The following is a 16,082-nucleotide window of genomic DNA, read 5'->3' as shown; positions in this document are numbered from 1 at the left end:
AGATGGACCCGGTCACCCTCAATGATCTGTTGCGGGTGGCCTCGGCCCCCGACTTCGAGCGCTGGCAACACCAGATTCAGCGCACTGGTGGCTGTGCCGACCCCATCCACCTACAGGGCTGGACCACCCACACCGACAAGCACACCGGTCAGGTCCTGCACCACTACAGCACCGCCACAGAGCCCGGGAAGCGGCTGCGCGTCGCCTGCGGCAACCGGCGTGCCTCCCGCTGTCCCTCGTGCGCCTGGACCTACGCCGGCGACACCTACCACCTCATCCGCGCCGGACTCGCCGGAGCACCCGACCGCAACATCCCCAGCACCGTCCGCGACCACCCCCGGGTCTTCGCCACCCTCACCGCCCCCTCGTTCGGGCCCGTCCACAATCAGCCCGATCACGCGCGCTGCCGCTGCGGACGCCACCACCACGACGACGATCCCGCCCTCGGTACCCCGCTGGATCCGGACCGCTACGACTACGCGGGCGCCGTGCTGTTCAACAATCACGCGGGCGAGTTGTGGCAGCGCTTCACCAACCGGCTGCGCCGCGAGATCGCCGCCCGCGCCGGCCTCTCCCAGCGCGAACTCAAAGAGGCCTGCCGCCTCTCCTACGGCAAGGTCGCAGAGTTCCAGAAACGCGGCGCGATCCACTTCCACGCGGTGATCCGCCTCGACGGACCCGACGGCCCCGAAGACACCTCGCCCTCCTGGGCGAGCGTGGACCTGCTGACCGATGCCATCCGCGCCGCCGCCCGGCACTCCTACACGGCCGTCAGCCTCCCCTCGGCCGGTGACCAACCCGCCCGCGCCTTCCAGTGGGGCCGACAGCTCGATATCCGCCCAGTCAAGGCCTTCGGTGACGACTCCGAGCTGACCGAACAGGCCGTCGCCTCCTACGTCGCCAAGTACGCCACCAAAGCCGCCGAAAACACCGGCACCCTCGACCGCCGCATTGGCGAACTCGCCGAACTCGACCGCCACCACGTGCCCGACCACGCCCGCCGCCTGATCACCGCCTGCCGCGACCTCGACAAGCTGTATCCCGACCGCCGACTCTGGGCCTGGGCCCACATGCTCGGCTTCCGCGGCCACTTCAGCTCCAAATCCCGCCGCTACTCCACCACCCTCGGCGCACTGCGCCAGACCCGAGCCGACTACCGCGCCACCCAAGAACGCGCCGCCCTCGGCCTCGACGAGATCGAGCCGGACACCGTCCTCGTCCTCGCCGACTGGCACTACGCCGGCCACGGCCACACCCCCGGCGAATCCGCCCTCGCCGCCACCATCGCCCACGACCTCGCACTCAACCGCGAAACCGCCCGTGAAGCTCTCCGAGATCACTTCGTATTGGAAGGAGCCGCAGCATGACCACAGCAAGTGCCGTACTACTGACCGTTCCTGAGGTCATGGCGCGGCTCAAGCTCAGCCGGACCAAGGTCTACGACCTCATCCGTACGAGGCGCCTGGTCTCAATCACGGAGGGGCGTGCACGGCGCATCCCAGAGAGCGCGGTCCAGGACTACATCCGTGCGCGGATTGCGGAAGCGGCCTGATGACGAAGCGCCGTAGCCGCGGTGACGGCGGTCTGCACTGGGATGAGAAGAGACAGCGTTGGATCGCCACGGCGAACCTCGGCTTCGACCCCAGCGGCAAGCGAATCGTGAAGCGGGGGAGTGGCAAGACCAAGACGGAAGCGAAGAACAAGCTCAAGGAGGTGTTGCGGGACCACGAAGACGGTCTCGCCATCGCGCCCACCAACTACACGGTCAAGGACGCGGTGACGGACTGGCTCACGTACGGCCTGGCCGGCCTCGACCCCAGCACCGTCGAGACCGCAACCCTTATGAGCCAGAAGCACGTCCTCCCCGCGCTCGGCGCTCGCAAGCTCCGTGACCTAAGTGCGGAGGGCGTAGACCGCTGGCTGGCCACCAAGGCAAAGAGCCTGAGCACGCGCACACTCCAGGGCCTCCACTCCTGCCTGAACCGCTCGGTCAAGCGGGCCATGGCGCGAGACAAGGTGAAGCGCAACGTCGTCGAGCTCTGCTCGGTACCCCAGGGGCAGGCTGGGCGCCCGTCCAAGGCGCTCACCTTCGCCCAGGCGGAGGCAGTCCTCAAAGGGGCCGAAGGAACCTCGATGTACTCGTACATCGTCGTCGCGCTGTTGACTGGGGCCCGTACCGAAGAACTGCGTGCCCTCACCTGGGATCACGTGTTCCTGAAGGGCCGTCCCGAGTTCGACCCGCCCCAGCCTCCGCACATCGCCGTCTGGCGGTCTGTCAGGCGGAGCGGGGACACCAAGACCCGCAAATCCCGGCGCACGCTCGCCCTGCCGGCGCGCTGCGTCGAAGCTCTGGCAGCAGTTCGAAGACCAGGGATGGGATCGGCTCGCCGCCGGTGACGACTGGGAGCAACACGGCCTCGTCTTCTCCTCGGCCGTCGGCAAGCCGCTCGACGCCGCCAACGTCCGCCGCGCCTTCCGTCAGGCGCTCAAGGATGTCGACGGGGTCGACGCTTCCGAGTGGACGCCTCGGGAGCTCCGGCACAGCTTCGTGTCGCTGCTGTCCGACCGGGGCGTCCCGCTGGAGGAGATCTCCCGGCTCGTCGGACACTCCGGGACGGCGGTCACTGAGGAGGTCTACCGGAAGCAGATCCGGCCCGTGATCCAGACAGGCGCGGTGGTCATGGACGGCATCTTCAACCGGGGCCCAAAGGGATAGTCACGCAGATATACACGCACGCAGAAACAGGTGAGGCACCTACGGAAATCCGTAGGTGCCTCACCTGCTGTTTTGGCTGTCGGGGTGGCGGGATTTGAACCCACGACCTCTTCGTCCCGAACGAAGCGCGCTGCCAAGCTGCGCTACACCCCGATGTCGCTGCTTGTCCTGCTTGTCGCGGCGACGACGTTTACTTTAGCCCACTGGTGGCTGGAGACGAAATCCGGTTTTGGGGAGGTGGTGGGCGCGGTGGCGGATCGGGTTGGGGCGGGCGTGGTCGAGGGCGACGAGGAGGACGGCGAGGGCGTAGAAGGCGAGGCCGAGGAGGAGGGCGTTGCCGAGGATGGTCTTGTAGCCGTGCAGGTCCACGTCCAGGAAGGGGTAGAGATAGCGGCCCGGAGTCCCGGGCAGGAGCAGTTCGCCTCGGGTGAAGGAGAAGGCCAGGTAGGCCATGGGGTACAGGAGCCAGGTCGCCGCCTGGCGGAGGTGGAGGCGGCCGGGGGCGGTCAGGAGCAGCCAGTCCACGACCGCCGCGATGGGGACCGCCGTGTGCAGGACGTGGTTCGCCAGGGACTGCCAGCCCGTGGGGGCCGTCGCGCCGCCTGTCATCGAGAACGGGTTCGCCGCGTCGGCCAGCAGCAGGTGGTACACCGAGCCGGTGATCAGGACGTACAGCAGCGTCGCGCCCGTCAGCGCCGCCGGCAGCGGGCGGCGTGCCGACCACGCCCGTTTCGCCGACGCGACGAAGACCAGCGCCAGCAGGACGGTGCTCTGGATCGTGAAGTAGCTCAGCACTCGGGTCGGGCTGCCGAGGATCAGGTCGATCGTCACGGCCGCAGCGGCCACGAGGGCGACCAGCAGGCGGTACGTCGCCGTCAGGGGGCGGCGCACCGGGGCCACCACCGCCGTGGCGGGGACGGGGGAGGGCAGCAGTGCGGGCATGCCCGGGATCGCGGGAAGGTCCGGGATGTCCCTGGGTATCGGGGCGGTCATGCCCTCACGCTAAGCAGATCGGGCAAATAGGGCGATACGGGCGAGCCGTGCGGGTTAACCCACCCGCCGAAGTCCACAGTGCCCATCAACACCCACGGCGCCCGCCGACATCCTCAACGCTCCGCCGACGCCACCCGGAGCCTCGCCCGACGTCCCGGCAGCCGCCCCGACACCGCCACCCGGAGCCTCGCCCGACGCCCCGGCAGCCGCCCCGACACCGCCACCCGAAGCCGCGCCCGACGTCCCGGCAGCCGTCCCGACACCGCCATCCCTACTACTCCCGCCCCACCAGCGTCAGCAGCGTCGCCTCCGGCGGGCAAGCGAACCGTACCGGTGTGTACCGGTTCGTCCCGCACCCCGCCGACACATGCAGGTACGACGTCCGGCCCTCCGCCGTGTGCGTGGACAGCCCCTTCACCCGCTCCGTGTCCAGGTCGCAGTTGGTGACCAGCGCCCCGTAGAAGGGGATGCACAGCTGCCCGCCGTGCGTGTGGCCGGCGAGGAGAAGCGGGTAGCCGTCGGCCGTGTAGGAGTCGAGGACGCGCAGGTACGGCGCGTGCACCACGCCCATCGAGAAGTCCACCGCGGACGACGGCCCGCCGGCCACCTCCACGTACCGGTCCCGCTTGATGTGCGGGTCGTCCAGGCCGGTCAGCTCGACCGACACACCCTCGACCTTCAACACCCCGCGGGTGTTGGTCAGGTTGAGCCAGCCCGCCGCGTCGAAACCGTCCCGCAGGTCCTCCCACGGGTTGTGGACCACGCCCACGGCGGGCGGGTTGCCGTTCAGTCCGTGGCGGCCGCTCATCTTCTCCAGCAGATAGCGCGCAGGGTTGCGCAGCCTCGGTCCGTAGTAGTCGTTCGAGCCGAAGACGTACGCCCCCGGGAACTCCATCAGCGGGCCCAGCGCGTCCAGGACCTCCGGCACGCCCTCCGGGTCGGACAGGTTGTCGCCGGTGTTGATCACGAAGTCGGGGCGCAGGCCCGCCAGCGAGCGCAGCCAGCGCTGCTTCTTGCGCTGCCCGCCGACCATGTGGATGTCGGAGACCTGAAGGACGCGCAACGGTCGCATCCCGGTGGGCAGGACGGGGACCGTCACCCGCCGGAGGCGGAAGGAGCGGGCCTCGAAGCCCGCCGCGTACACCAGACCGGCGGCGCCAGCCGCCGCGACCGACAGAGGTACTCCGTATCGCGCGCGCATGGGTCCCATCGTGTCAGATCCGGCAAGTACCCCGTCGCCCGCCGTCCCTTGAAGCACCTTGAAGCAGGCCCCCTGAAATCGACGGGCGTCCGGCCTCGCGCACCTGCGAGAATCAGTCACATGACCACCACGCTCAAGTCGAAGCTCCAGGAAGACCTCAGCGCCGCGATCAAGGAGCGCGATGAGCTCCGCTCCTCGACGCTGCGCATGACGCTGGCCGCGATCACCAAGGAGGAGGTCGCCGGCAAGGAGAAGCGCGAGCTCTCCGACGACGAGGTCCTCAAGGTGATCACCAAGGAGGCGAAGAAGCGCCGGGAGGCCGCGGACGCCTTCGCGCAGGGTGGTCGGGCCGAGAGCGCCGAGCGGGAGAAGGCCGAGGGCGAGGTGCTCGCCGAGTACCTGCCCAAGCAGCTGTCCGACGACGAGCTGAACGACATCGTCGCCCAGGCCGTCGAGGAGGCCAAGGCCGCCGGCGCGGAGGGCCCGCGGGCCATGGGTGCCGTCATGAAGATCGTGAACCCGAAGGTCGCCGGCCTCGCCGAGGGCGGCCGTGTCGCCGCCGTGGTGAAGAAGCGGCTGGCCGGCTGACCCACCGCGCCCCGCCCCAATACGGCACGGCCACAGCACAGCAAACGGCCCCTTCACCCCCGTACAGAGTCATCCGTACGTCGGTGAAGGGGCCGTCGCCATGAGAGATCAGCCTCTCCAGAGCTCAGCCTCTCCAGAGATCCGCCACTACGCGCTCCGCTCAAGCTCAGCCATTCCGGCCGCCATTCCCGTTGTTCCCCTGGAACAGCCCCTCCGGGATCGAGAAGGTCGGGTCCGGGAAGGCTCCGCCGTCCGTGCCGCCGCTGTCCGAGCCGCCGCCGCCGTCGTGGTCGCCGTTGTCCCCGTCCCCGTCTCCGTTCCCGTTCCCGTTGCCGTTTCCGTTGCCGTCCCCGTCCTCGTTCCCGTCCCCGTTGCCGTCACCGTTCCCGTCGCCGCGGTCCGGGTTGTCGTTGGGGAGCTGGACGAAGTTGAACTGCGGGGAGTCCTTGCCCGCGAGGGCGCCGGTCATGGCGTCCTTCCAGATCGGGCCCGGGACCCTGCCGCCGTAGACGAGGTCGTTGTACTCGCCGCCGATGTAGATGTTCTTCATCTCCACCTTCTGGGAGGCGCTGCCCACCCAGACGGCGCCCGACAGGTTCGGCGTGTAGCCGACGAACCAGGCGTTCTTGCGGGAGTCCGTCGTACCCGTCTTACCGGCGTTGTCGCGGTCGGAGAGGCCCGCCGCCGTGCCGGTACCGGAGTCGACCACGCCCTTGAGAAGCTGGTTGATGGTGTCCGCCGTCGTCTCGGACATGGCGCGCGAGCAGGTCGACTTGGGCACCTCCATCGACTTCTCCTGCTGGCCGACCTTCTGCGTGATCGACTCGATGGCGACCGGCGTGCAGTACATGCCGCGGGCGGCGAAGGCGGCGTACGCGGTCGCCATCGTCAGCGGGGAGATGCCCTTGGAGCCCAGCGCGATCGCGGGCACCTCGGGCAGCTTGTCACCGTTGCCCTGCACGACCTGGAGCTTGTTGGTCATGTTGACCACGGGGCACAGGCCGATGTCGGAGATCATCTGCACGAAGTAGGTGTTGACCGACAGCTCCATCGCCTTGCGCAGGCGGTAGGGGCCCTTCTCCGACTCCGACTCGTTCTCCAGCTTCTCGCCGTTGGTGTTGACCCACGGCTTGCTCTCACAGGTCTGGACGGGGCTCGGGTACTCCATCTGGTACGGCGACGAGTACTCCTGGTTGGCCGGGCGGCCCTCCTCCAGCGCGGCCGCCGCGACGAACGGCTTGAACGTCGAACCGGTCGGGAAGCCGTAGTTGGAGCCGCCCATGCCGTAGCCGACCGAGTAGTTGATCACCGTCTCGTGCTGCTCGGCGTTGGTGCCGTACGGCTTCGACTGGCCCATCGCCACGATCTTGCCGGTGCCGGGCTCGACGAGGGTGGCCGCGGCGGCGACCTTGTCGTTCTTGTAGACGTGGTCCTTCAGCGACTGCTTGACGGAATCCTGGGCCTGCGGGTCGAGCGTCGTGCGGACGGTCAGGCCGCCCTGGTTCCAGACCTTGGCCCGGGCCTCCTTGGTCTTGCCGAAGACCGGGTCGCTCAGGAAGACGTTGCGCACGTAGTCACAGAAGAAGCCGGCGTTGTCGACCGCGGTGATGCAGCCGTTCTTGGGCCGGCTGACCTTCAGGTCGAGCTTCTCCTCCTGGGCCTTGGCGGCCTCCGCGCGGGAGATGTCGCCGACCTCGGCCATGCGCTGGAGCACGGTGTTGCGCCGCTTGGTGGCCTCGGCCTCGTCGTTGATCGGGTCGTAGCGGCTCGGCGACTGGACGATGCCGGCGAGCAGCGCGGACTGGGCGAGGGTGAGGTCCTTGGCGGACTTGGAGAAGTAGCGCTGGGCGGCGGCCTCGACGCCGTAGGCCTGCTGGCCGAAGAACGTGATGTTCAGGTAGTTCTCGAGGATCTTCTTCTTGCCGAGCTCCTCCTCGACCTGGATCGCGTACTTCAGCTCCTTGATCTTGCGGCCGAGGGTCTGCTGGGTGGCCTGCGCGACCTTCGTCGGGTCGTCGCCCGCCTCCTCGACGAAGACGTTCTTCACGTACTGCTGGGTGAGGGTGGAGGCGCCCTCGGCGACTCCGCCGCTCTGCGCGTTCTTGTTGAGCGCGCGCAGCACGCCCTTGAGGTCCACCGCGCCGTGCTGATAGAAGCGCGAGTCCTCGATCGCGACGATCGCCTTCTGCATGTACGGCGAGATGTCCTTGAGCGCGACCACTGTACGGTCGCGCGAGTACACCGTGGCGATGGTGCCGCCCTTGGCGTCCAGGATCGTGGTGCGCTGGCTCAGCGGCGGCGTCTTGAGGTTGGCCGGGAGCTCGTCGAAGCTCTCCACCGATCCCTTGGCGGCGAGTCCGAGCGCACCGAAGGCCGGCAGCGCGATGCCTGCCAGCACCGCACCCGCGAGCACGCTGACACCGAGGAACTTGGCGGCCTGCTGGGTGGGGGACAGGCCTCCACCGGAGCGCTTCTTCGACATGGGGGCAGCCTAATCCGTACTCATGAACGTTCGACGGGTCCCGGGGCCGTTTCGAGCGCATGGCGAAGTGAGCGCCTACCTTCTCATTCGCCGGACACGCGCGCAGGCCTTGGCCTAAGCTGCTCTCAACTGTCACAGCAGTGCGGCTACGTATCAATACGTCCGGCGACCCCGAATCGTTCCGGAGCTTCCCCGATTTTCTGGTGGGGGCGTGCCCGAATCCGCCTTGTGTGTCACCAGGTGCCCGTTGTGACTCAACTGAACTGTCCCGCTTTGCCGGGATGATCACGTATGTCGCGGGCTCACTCCCCCGGGTGATCTGCCGCTTACGCATAGTCCGTTCGGGCCATTCAAGATTGGGCCCGAAGGGGGTGTTGCGCTGTGCCCACCTTCCGTAACGTCCTCAACTGGCGGCGGTGAATATGCCGCTGCCGCCGTGGGGGAGCCTCGATTCGGGAGAGGACGGCGCCGGTATGGGCTGGGTAGTCGACTGGAGTGCGCAGGCGGCCTGCCGCACTACCGATCCGGATGAACTGTTCGTTCAAGGAGCAGCGCAGAACAGGGCCAAGGCGGTGTGCACCGGATGCCCGGTGCGCACGGAGTGCCTCGCCGACGCGCTCGACAACCGCGTCGAGTTCGGCGTGTGGGGAGGAATGACCGAGCGGGAGCGCCGCGCACTGCTCCGCAGGCGGCCCACCGTGACATCCTGGCGCCGGCTTTTGGAGACCGCGCGTACGGAGTACGAGCGAGGGGTCGGCATCCTGCCTCTCGACGATGACGAGGTGTACGAGAACTACGCGGCGGTGAGCTGAGGGCGAGGCCCCTCCGGGCCCCTCCCTCTCGGCTCGACCACCACGGGCTTCAGCGCGATCGCGGTCGAGGCGCCCTTCTGGCGCCCCGGTCTCGGCGTTCGTAGTCGCGGGTGTGCGTAGTGTCAGGCGCCAGTGGTGCCAGGCGCCCGTGGTGTCAGGCTGGCGCAGCGTCACGCGTCCGCAGTGTCAGGCGCTCGGTGCCAGGTGGGCGCACTGTCACGCGTCCGCAGTCTCACGCGCCCGCAGTGTCACGCGTCCGTGGTCTCGGGCAGCTCCGGGCGGCCGGCTGCGAGCCGGGTTCCGATGTCCCGCAGCCCCGCGAGGTCGTGGACGTCGCCGGGCAGCGCGGCCACCTCTGCCACCGCCACCTCGGGGTGGAGCGCGGTGAAGCGGTCACGCGTGCGCTGCTCGCGGGAGAGCAGCCGCATACGCTCGGCATGCAGCCTCAGCAGGCCTGCGGTGAGTTGTTCGACGGTCGGGTCCGAAGCGGAGGCTGCGACGGCGGGGGAGCCTGCGGCGGAAGCCGGATCGGACGAGGGGGGACCTGAACTGCCGTCTGGATCGGGAGAGTTACGAACTCCAGCTTTCCCGCCCTCCTGATCGACAATGCGGGGCTCCTCAAGATTTTCCGCGGCGGCGAGGGCCCGCTCGGCCGACAACCGGGCGGCGCCGCTGCCGTGGACCCGGTTGAGCACCAGCCCCGCGAGCGGCATCTCCTCCGCGGCCAGCCGCTTCACGAAGTACGCGGCCTCCCGCAGCGCGTCCCGCTCCGGCGCCGCGACCACCAGGAACGCTGTGCCGGGCGCCTGGAGCAGCTTGTACGTCGCGTCCGCGCGGGTGCGGAAACCGCCGAACATCGAGTCCATGGCCGACACGAACGTCTGGACGTCCTTCAGGAGCTGACCGCCGAGCAGCTTGCCGAGCGTGCCCGTCATCATCGACATCCCGACGTTCAGGAACTTCATCCCCGCGCGCCCGCCGAGCTTGGCCGGGGCGGTGAGCAGCCGGATCAACTTGCCGTCGAGGAAGGACCCCAGCCGCTTGGGCGCGTCCAGGAAGTCCAGCGCCGACCGGGACGGCGGGGTGTCGACGACGATGAGGTCCCACTCGTCGCGGGCCCGCAGCTGGCCCAGCTTCTCCATCGCCATGTACTCCTGCGTGCCCGCGAAGCCCGCCGAAAGCGACTGGTAGAAGGGGTTGTTGAGGATCGCGGAGGCCCGCTCGGGGTCCGCGTGCGCCTCGACGATCTCGTCGAAGGTGCGCTTCATGTCGAGCATCATCGCGTGCAGCTCGCCGTCGCCCTCGACGCCCTTCACCCGGCGCGGGGTGTTGTCCAGGGAGTCGATGCCCATGGACTGGGCGAGCCGGCGGGCCGGGTCGATGGTGAGCACGACCACCTTGCGGCCGCGCTCCGCCGCCCTGAGTCCCAGCGCCGCCGCGGTCGTGGTCTTGCCGACGCCGCCCGAGCCGCAGCACACCACGATGCGGGTCGCCGGATCGTCGAGCAGCGGATCGAGTTCGAGCACGCGCGCGGGGGAGAGGCGGTGGGGCGGCCGTTCCTGGTCCGCGCTCATGAGACTCCCTGCTTCCGCAGTTCCGTGGCCAGTTCGTACAGACCCGCCAGGTCCATGCCCTCGGCGAGCAGCGGCAGTTCGTGCAGCGGCAGGTCCAGCTCGCCGAGGACCGCGCGCTGTTCGTGCTCCAGCTCGAACCGCTCGGCGTACTCCTCGGCCTGCGCCAGGAGCGGGTCCACCAGCCGCTCGGCATGCCCCCCACGCCGCGCCCCGCCGAGCCCGGCGGCCGACAGCGCCTGCGCGAAGGAGGAACGTGTGGTGCCCCGTACGAGTTCCAGCTCGGCCGCGTCCAACACCTCCGGGCGCACCATGTTCACGATGACCCGCCCCACCGGCAGCTTCGCCGCCCGCAGCTCGGCGATGCCGTCCGCGGTCTCCTGGACGGGCATCTCCTCCAGCAGGGTCACCAGGTGCACGGCCGTCTCCGACGACTTCAGCACCCGCATGACGGCCTGCGCCTGATTGTGTATCGGCCCGATCTTCGCCAGGCCCGCCACCTCGTCGTTGACGTTCAGGAAGCGGGTGATGCGTCCGGTGGGGGGTGCGTCCATCACGACGTAGTCGTAGGCGAACCGCCCCGACTTCTCCTTGCGGCGCACCGCCTCGCACGCCTTGCCGGTCAGCAGGACGTCCCGGAGACCCGGCGCGATGGTGGTGGCGAAGTCGATGGCGCCGAGCTTCTTCAGGGCGCGGCCGGCTCCACCGAGTTTGTAGAACATCTGGAGGTAGTCCAGAAGGGCCAGTTCGGGGTCGATGGCGAGGGCGTACACCTCCCCGCCGCCGGGAGCGACCGCGATCTTGCGTTCCTCATAGGGCAATGCCTCCGTCTCGAAGAGCTGTGCGATGCCCTGGCGGCCCTCGACCTCGACGAGAAGCGCGCGCTTCCCCTCGGTGGCCAGAGCCAGCGCGAGGGCCGCGGCCACCGTCGTCTTACCGGTTCCGCCCTTGCCACTGACGACCTGGAGCCTGCTCACGTATTCGAGCGTAACCAGTCGGTGCGTCCCGCAAGCGTCAGGCTGTGGATAACGCGCTTTTCCCAACGGGGTGGCCCCCGGACCCCCAGGGGCGGGGCCGGGGCGCGGCCAGCGGCTAAAGTCGGCCGCATGACCAAGTGGGAATACGCAACCGTGCCGCTGCTCGTCCATGCCACGAAGCAGATTCTGGACACCTGGGGCGAGGACGGCTGGGAGCTCGTCCAGGTCGTGCCCGGGCCGAACAACCCCGAGCAGCTGGTGGCCTACCTCAAGCGGGAGAAGGCGTGAGCGCGGTCGAGGCGAAGCTCGCCGAGCTCGGTCTGACGCTGCCGGAGGTCGTGCCGCCGCTGGCCGCGTACCAGCCGGCCGTGCGGTCGGGCGTGTACGTGTACACCTCCGGCCAGCTGCCGATGGTCGAGGGCAAGCTCCCGGTCACCGGCAAGGTGGGCGCGGAGGTCACCCCGGAGGAGGCCAAGGAGCTGGCACGCACGTGTGCCCTGAACGCGCTGGCGGCCGTCAAGTCGGTCGCCGGTGACCTGGACCGCGTCAAGCGCGTGGTGAAGGTCGTGGGCTTCGTGGCGTCGGCGTCGGACTTCACCGGCCAGCCGGGTGTCATCAACGGCGCGAGTGAGCTGCTCGGCGAGGTCCTCGGCGACAAGGGCGTCCACGCGCGCAGCGCGGTCGGCGTGGCGGTGCTGCCGCTGGACGCGCCGGTGGAGGTCGAGGTCCAGGTGGAGCTGACCGGCGAGTAGCCGATGGGTGGCCCCACCACCGGTCACCTCTCGAACATTCGCGCACCACGGGATAGCCTCCGCCCATGGCGAATGGGCAGTGGTTTCCGCAGGACTGGCCGGAACGCATCCGGGCGCTCGCCGACGGCACGCTCACCCCGGTCGTCCCCAAGCGCGCGGCGACCGTGATGCTCCTGAAGGACACCGACGCCGGTCCCGTCGTGCACATGCTGCGCAGACGCGCCTCCATGGCCTTCGCCGGAGGCGCGTACGCGTACCCGGGCGGCGGGGTGGACCCCCGTGACGACGACCACCAGATCCGCTGGGCGGGACCCACGCGCGCGTGGTGGGCCGAGCGGCTCGGCGTCGACGAGGCGGCGGCCCAGGCGATCGTCTGCGCGGCCGTACGCGAGACGTACGAGGAGGCGGGCGTGCTGCTCGCCGGGCCCACCCCCGACTCGGTGGTCGGCGACACCACGGGCGCGGAGTGGGAGGCGGACCGCGAGGCCCTGGTGGCCCGGGAGCTGTCCTTCGCCGAGTTCCTGGACCGCCGCGGTCTGGTCCTGCGCTCGGACCTGCTCGGCGCCTGGACCCGCTGGATCACCCCCGAGTTCGAGTCCCGCCGTTACGACACCTGGTTCTTCGTCGCCGCCCTCCCCGAGGGCCAGCGCACCCGCAACGCCTCCACGGAGGCCGACCGCACGGTGTGGATCCGACCGGCGGACGCGGCGTCCTCGTACGACAAGGGTGAGCTGCTGATGATGCCGCCCACCATCGCGACCCTGCGCCAGCTGACGACGTACGGCACGGCCGGCGCCGCGCTCACCGCGGCCCCCGACCGCGACCTCACCCCCGTGCTGGCCCGGGCCCATCTCGACGGGGACCGGATCGAGCTGTCCTGGCCGGGGCACGACGAGTTCACCAAGCACATCCCGACCGGTGGAGCCCCCGCATGACGGCCCGGTCGACGCTGGAAGGAATCCCCGCATGACCGACGCAGCGGCCCTTCCCGGCCGGCCACGCGGCGAGGTCGTCTCGGGCCCCGCCACCGCGCGGGCCGTCAACGTCCTCGCGCCCAACGCGTCCGCGATGACCCTGGACGGCACCAACACCTGGATCCTCGCCGAGCCCGACTCCGAGCTGGCCGTCGTGGTCGACCCGGGGCCCCTGGACGAGGGGCACCTGCGCACCGTGGTCGACACCGCCGAGCGGGCGGGCCGGCGGGTCGCCCTGACGCTGCTGACGCACGGTCACCCGGACCACGCCGAGGGCGCCGCCCGCTTCGCCGAGCTGACCGGCACGAAGGTGCGGGCCCTGGACCCGGCGCTGCGGCTCGGCGACGAGGGGCTGGCCGCCGGGGACGTGATCCGGGTGGGCGGCCTGGAGCTGAGGGTCGTGCCGACGCCCGGGCACACCTCGGACTCCCTGTGCTTCCATCTCCCGGCCGATCAGGCGGTCCTGACGGGCGACACGGTCCTGGGGCGGGGTACGACGGTCGTGGCGCACCCCGACGGCCGCCTGGGCGACTATCTGGACTCCCTGCGGCGTCTGCGGTCCCTCTCGGTCGACGACGGCGTCCACACGGTCCTGCCGGGCCACGGGCCGGTCCTGGAGGACGCCCAGGGGGTGGTGGAGTTCTACCTCGCCCACCGCGCGCACCGGCTGGCCCAGGTGGAGACGGCCGTGGAGGACGGCTTCCGGACGCCGGGCGAGGTCGTCGCCCACGTGTACGCGGACGTGGACCGTTCTCTGTGGCCGGCGGCGGAACTGTCGGTACGGGCCCAGCTGGAGTACCTGGAGGAGCACGGGCTGATCTAGGCCCTGTCCTGACCTTCCCGCCGGGCACGCGTGTCTGGGAGGGCGGGCTGCCTTGATGCCGGCCAAGGGTGTCCGCGCGGGCGGGATGCCCCGATGCCGTGCACGCGCGCCTGTGCGCGGCGGGGCGCTTGTGCGACCACGCGCACAGGGCCCCCTCTCGGGGAGAGGGGGCCCTGAATGTCGTGCGGACGGGATCGGGCGTCAGCGGGACCGCTTGGCCAGCCGCTCCACGTCCAGCAGGATCACCGCACGCGCCTCCAGGCGGAGCCAGCCGCGCTGGGCGAAGTCGGCGAGGGCCTTGTTGACCGTCTCGCGGGAGGCGCCGACCAGCTGGGCCAGCTCCTCCTGCGTGAGGTCGTGGACGACGTGGATGCCCTCCTCGGACTGCACGCCGAAGCGGCGGGAGAGGTCGAGCAGCGCGCGGGCGACACGGCCGGGGACGTCCGAGAAGACGAGGTCGGACATCTGGTCGTTGGTCTTGCGCAGCCGGCGCGCGACGGCGCGCAGCAGGGCGCCGGCGACCTCGGGGCGGACGTTCAGCCAGGGCTGGAGGTCGCCGTGGCCGAGGCCGAGCAGCTTGACCTCGGTCAGCGCGGTGGCGGTCGCCGTGCGCGGGCCCGGGTCGAACAGGGACAGCTCGCCGATGAGTTCCCCGGGGCCGACGACGGCGAGCATGTTCTCGCGGCCGTCGGGGGAGGTGCGGTGGAGCTTGACCTTGCCCTCGGTGACGACGTAGAGCCGGTCGCCGGGGTCGCCCTCGTGGAAGAGGGAGTCGCCACGCGCGAGGGTCACCTCACTCATGGAGGCGCGCAGCTCCGCGGCCTGCTCGTCGTCGAGAGCCGCGAAGAGCGGGTTGCGCCGGAGGACGTCGTCCACGAGTTCTCTCCTTGTCGACCTGCTCAGGGGATCTTGTTCCCCCTTGGTACCAGGGGACCGTGTTCCCCGTTTTGCCGGACGGTCCAAACAGTGTGATCTGTCACAAGGATGCCGCACACCTGTCCCGGGGTAAGCGGCAGGGGTCCAATCGGGGGCCGATCTTCGGGGCCCGGGGCGATTGTCGGTGCCGGGCTCTAGGCTGGCCGGGTGTCCAAATCGCCGGTGAGAGCACAGGCCGAGGGGGCTGGGCGGGTGGTTGTACGTCGCGATTCCGCTGTGGGCGAACAGGACCCCGGTGGCGGAAAGAAAACGGCAAAAGTGACAAAGAAGGCTGCGGTGAAAAAGGCTCCTGCGGTGGTGAAGCGGGCTGCCGAGAAGAAGGTCCCCGTGAAAAAGACGGTGGCGAGAAAGGGCCCGGCCGAGAACGCCGACGCCGCGAAACCTGTGAAGGCCGTGCAGCCCGCGAAGGCCCGGACGCCTGAGAAGCCCGTGAAGGCCGAGTCGCCCACCGCTCTGGTCCGGCGTGCCCGACGAATCAACCGTGAGCTCGCGGAGGTGTATCCGTACGCCCACCCCGAGCTGGACTTCGACAACCCCTTCCAACTCGTGGTCGCCACGGTGCTGTCCGCCCAGACCACCGACCTGAGGGTCAATCAGACGACCCCCCAGCTCTTCGCCAGGTACCCGACCCCCGAGGACCTGGCCGCGGCCAACCCGGAGGAGGTCGAGGAGATCCTGCGCCCGACCGGGTTCTTCCGGGCCAAGACCAAGTCGGTCATAGGGCTGTCGAAGGCTTTGGTGGAGGAGTTCGGCGGCGAGGTCCCCGGCCGGCTCGAAGACCTCGTGAAGCTGCCCGGCGTCGGCCGCAAGACCGCGTTCGTCGTCCTCGGCAACGCCTTCGGGCGGCCCGGCATCACCGTGGACACGCACTTCCAGCGGCTGGTGCGCCGCTGGCGGTGGACCGCCGAGACCGACCCCGACAAGATCGAGGCCGCGATCGGCGCGCTGTTCCCGAAGAGCGACTGGACGGACCTCTCGCACCACGTCATCTTCCACGGCCGCCGCATCTGCCACGCCCGCAAGCCCGCCTGCGGCGCCTGTCCCATCGCCCCGCTCTGCCCGGCGTACGGCGAGGGCGAGACGGATCCGGAGAAGGCGGCGAAGCTCCTCAAGTACGAGAAGGGCGGTTTCCCGGGGCAGCGGCTCAACCCGCCGCAGGCGTATCTGGACGCGGGCGGGAAACCCGCGCCGCCGCTGGGGGCCGCATGACACGCCGTGGGGCAGGGGCCCAGGAACGATCTCGGGGCCGCGGGGCGT

At 69.9% G+C, this 16,082-nt stretch carries 15 protein-coding genes, 1 tRNA gene and 1 pseudogene; 10 read left to right on the top strand and 7 right to left on the bottom strand.

What is annotated here, in order from left to right; genetic code table 11:
- The first annotated feature begins 2 nt into the window (after window positions 1-2).
- The 3 genes and pseudogenes from repSA to ACZ56U_RS06840 all read left to right on the top strand — a co-directional run bounded on the left by repSA (window position 3) and on the right by ACZ56U_RS06840 (window position 2,716).
- Window positions 3-1,367 (top strand): replication initiator protein RepSA, encoded by a 1,365-nt coding sequence (gene repSA, locus ACZ56U_RS06850; protein ID WP_469083399.1) that lies wholly within the window; start codon window positions 3-5, stop codon window positions 1,365-1,367.
- Window positions 1,364-1,552 (top strand): helix-turn-helix domain-containing protein, encoded by a 189-nt coding sequence (locus ACZ56U_RS06845; protein WP_469082980.1) that lies wholly within the window; start codon window positions 1,364-1,366, stop codon window positions 1,550-1,552. The genes repSA and ACZ56U_RS06845 overlap by 4 nt, the downstream gene beginning before the upstream one ends.
- A pseudogene (locus tag ACZ56U_RS06840) lies at window positions 1,552-2,716 on the top strand (site-specific integrase). Before ACZ56U_RS06845 ends, ACZ56U_RS06840 begins: the two are co-directional and overlap by 1 nt.
- A 79-nt stretch (window positions 2,717-2,795) precedes the next feature.
- Here the strand turns inward: ACZ56U_RS06840 and ACZ56U_RS06835 are convergent.
- The 3 genes from ACZ56U_RS06835 to ACZ56U_RS06825 all read right to left on the bottom strand — a co-directional run bounded on the left by ACZ56U_RS06835 (window position 2,796) and on the right by ACZ56U_RS06825 (window position 4,910).
- Window positions 2,796-2,869: transfer RNA gene (locus ACZ56U_RS06835), tRNA-Pro, on the bottom strand.
- 42 nt (window positions 2,870-2,911) lie between these two features.
- A complete protein-coding gene (locus tag ACZ56U_RS06830) occupies window positions 2,912-3,709 on the bottom strand; it encodes a Pr6Pr family membrane protein (RefSeq protein WP_469082979.1) in 798 nt (265 codons plus the stop codon).
- A gap of 274 nt (window positions 3,710-3,983) precedes the next feature.
- Window positions 3,984-4,910: a metallophosphoesterase gene (locus tag ACZ56U_RS06825; RefSeq protein WP_469082978.1), complete on the bottom strand. Its 927-nt coding sequence runs from the start codon at window positions 4,908-4,910 to the stop codon at window positions 3,984-3,986.
- Window positions 4,911-5,030: 120 nt separating this feature from the next.
- Between ACZ56U_RS06825 and ACZ56U_RS06820 the strand changes: the two genes are divergently transcribed.
- A complete protein-coding gene (locus ACZ56U_RS06820) occupies window positions 5,031-5,498 on the top strand; it encodes a GatB/YqeY domain-containing protein (protein ID WP_469082977.1) in 468 nt (155 codons plus the stop codon).
- A 166-nt stretch (window positions 5,499-5,664) separates the two neighbouring features.
- On the opposite strand, the gene ACZ56U_RS06815 is transcribed toward ACZ56U_RS06820, so the two are convergent.
- The gene (locus ACZ56U_RS06815) at window positions 5,665-7,980 is read right to left on the bottom strand and encodes a transglycosylase domain-containing protein (RefSeq protein ID WP_469082976.1); all 2,316 of its coding nucleotides are present in this window, start codon (window positions 7,978-7,980) and stop codon (window positions 5,665-5,667) included.
- Between the two features lie 473 nt (window positions 7,981-8,453).
- On the opposite strand from ACZ56U_RS06815, the gene wblA reads away from it, so the two are divergent.
- Complete coding sequence (gene wblA / locus ACZ56U_RS06810; protein ID WP_391241848.1) at window positions 8,454-8,792, top strand: transcriptional regulator WblA; 339 nt, start codon at window positions 8,454-8,456, stop codon at window positions 8,790-8,792.
- Between the two features lie 248 nt (window positions 8,793-9,040).
- On the opposite strand, the gene bagB is transcribed toward wblA, so the two are convergent.
- Window positions 9,041-10,366 (bottom strand): ATPase BagB, encoded by a 1,326-nt coding sequence (gene bagB, locus ACZ56U_RS06805; RefSeq protein ID WP_469082975.1) that lies wholly within the window; start codon window positions 10,364-10,366, stop codon window positions 9,041-9,043.
- Window positions 10,363-11,340, bottom strand: coding sequence for an ATPase BagA (bagA, locus tag ACZ56U_RS06800; protein ID WP_469082974.1), 978 nt, complete (start codon window positions 11,338-11,340; stop codon window positions 10,363-10,365). Before bagA ends, bagB begins: the two co-directional genes overlap by 4 nt.
- A 129-nt stretch (window positions 11,341-11,469) precedes the next feature.
- Here bagA and ACZ56U_RS06795 point away from each other — a divergent pair, with 129 nt between their 5' ends.
- From ACZ56U_RS06795 to ACZ56U_RS06780, 4 genes are all read left to right on the top strand, one after another.
- Window positions 11,470-11,628, top strand: coding sequence for a DUF4177 domain-containing protein (locus ACZ56U_RS06795; RefSeq protein WP_003967454.1), 159 nt, complete (start codon window positions 11,470-11,472; stop codon window positions 11,626-11,628).
- Window positions 11,625-12,092, top strand: a complete 468-nt coding sequence (locus tag ACZ56U_RS06790; RefSeq protein WP_469082973.1) for a RidA family protein — start codon at window positions 11,625-11,627, stop codon at window positions 12,090-12,092. Before ACZ56U_RS06795 ends, ACZ56U_RS06790 begins: the two co-directional genes overlap by 4 nt.
- A gap of 65 nt (window positions 12,093-12,157) precedes the next feature.
- Entirely contained in the window at window positions 12,158-13,027 is an 870-nt protein-coding gene (locus ACZ56U_RS06785; protein WP_469082972.1) for an NUDIX hydrolase, read from the top strand.
- A 31-nt stretch (window positions 13,028-13,058) separates the two neighbouring features.
- Window positions 13,059-13,889, top strand: coding sequence for an MBL fold metallo-hydrolase (locus ACZ56U_RS06780; RefSeq protein ID WP_469082971.1), 831 nt, complete (start codon window positions 13,059-13,061; stop codon window positions 13,887-13,889).
- 201 nt (window positions 13,890-14,090) lie between these two features.
- Here the strand turns inward: ACZ56U_RS06780 and ACZ56U_RS06775 are convergent, their stop codons facing one another.
- A complete protein-coding gene (locus ACZ56U_RS06775) occupies window positions 14,091-14,765 on the bottom strand; it encodes a Crp/Fnr family transcriptional regulator (protein WP_058924095.1) in 675 nt (224 codons plus the stop codon).
- Between the two features lie 276 nt (window positions 14,766-15,041).
- Here ACZ56U_RS06775 and nth point away from each other — a divergent pair, with 276 nt between their 5' ends.
- Window positions 15,042-16,034 (top strand): endonuclease III, encoded by a 993-nt coding sequence (nth, locus tag ACZ56U_RS06770; RefSeq protein ID WP_469082970.1) that lies wholly within the window; start codon window positions 15,042-15,044, stop codon window positions 16,032-16,034.
- The last annotated feature ends 48 nt before the right edge of the window (window positions 16,035-16,082 follow it).

Source organism: Streptomyces sp. NPDC034103 (assembly GCF_055575395.1).
Note: the sequence above shows the minus strand (reverse complement) of the source record. Positions and strands in the feature narration are given on the sequence as shown.